Origin of the sequence: Armatimonas sp. (assembly GCF_031410135.1) — a bacterium.
In the GTDB taxonomy this organism is placed as follows: Bacteria; Armatimonadota; Armatimonadia; order Armatimonadales; family Armatimonadaceae; genus Armatimonas.
In genome coordinates this window covers 1-1116 of the sequence record NZ_JANNYP010000094.1, presented here as the reverse complement: position 1 = coordinate 1116, position 1116 = coordinate 1, and the positions used below count along the sequence as shown (strand labels likewise).

The window sequence follows — 1116 nt, the reverse complement described above, 5'->3', positions numbered from 1 at the left end:
ATCGGTCGGTCTACTTTGGCCTGGAAGTAGGAGGGCAGCTTGCGGGTGGGCTGCAACTGGTTTTGCCCGATGAGCGCGGTACTTTCCCTTGCCAAAACGTCTGGCCGGAAGTCGCCGTAGAAGATCCGTCTCGCTGTGTGCATGTCTCCATTATGGCGCTGGAAGAGCAGTACCGAGGCCAAAGCGCCCTGTTCTGGCTCTTGGCGGCGGAGATGTGGCGCTACTGCGTGGGGGAGGGGATCGGGTGCCTGTTCATCGAGGTCACTCCCCGTGTCCTTCCCATCTACCAGCGAATGGGCTGGCCGCTGGTCATCCAGGGGGAGAAGCGCCTTCACTGGGGGGAAGACTGCTACCTCTGCGCTATGGAGGTTCCTGAGGTCACGAGCGAGCTGGTACGCCGCTCATCGCGTTCGATGAGCTATCGTGCTGTCGCAGCTCAAGCCTTCCGCCTCCAGGAAGAGCCTGAGGAATACTGGGCGATTATCGATCCGCCAAAGCTGCGCTTGGCTGCTTGACCTGATGCACAGATTCGCGAGAGACTTGCGGGATGTTCTTATCCCCGCTGGCGCTGCTGTACTACGTGAGCTTCTCGCTTCTGGCGGGCCTGGCGATGTTTGTCTTGGCACATCGCCCACGCTCTCGCCTAAGCCGTCTCTTCTTTCTTCTGGCGCTGTCTCTGCTTCTCTGGAAGCTCACGCTCTTTGTGGAGGTTCGAGTCATCTCACCGGTCGCTCAGCTCTGGCTGGGCCGTGCTAACTTTGCGGTCGTCGCAATGGCAGCGTACTTGGCGCTTCGTTTTGTGCAGGAGGTTATTCAGAAAGAGGCGCGAGCTTCTGTTCTCCTTCTCGTCGAGACCATTCTGCTAACGGGCTTGACCCTACTGACTCCTTTGGTGTCTGTCTCCGAGCGCGTTGAGGCAGGACAGGCGATCACGAGCTATGGACCGCTGTTTGGCTTCTACCTCACCCACGTTCTGGGCTGCCTTGTGGCCGCGCTTGTCCTGGCCTTCTGGGAGCGGTGCCGGGGCCGCGATAGGGTGAAGCGGGCACAGCTCACGTTCCTAGGGATAGGAATGCTGGCGACGGGGGGAGTTTCCACCGTGACAAATGTGCTGCT

Annotated in this window: 2 protein-coding genes; both read left to right on the top strand. The window is 59.9% G+C overall.

Going from position 1 to position 1116, the window contains the following annotated elements; all coding sequences use genetic code 11:
- Window positions 1-515, top strand: a 515-nt coding sequence (locus RMO15_RS03590) for a hypothetical protein (protein ID WP_309707886.1), incomplete at its 5' end; no start/stop codon positions are given.
- Between the two features lie 32 nt (window positions 516-547).
- A partial coding sequence (locus RMO15_RS03585) for a histidine kinase N-terminal 7TM domain-containing protein (protein ID WP_309707884.1) occupies window positions 548-1116 on the top strand: 569 nt, incomplete at its 3' end.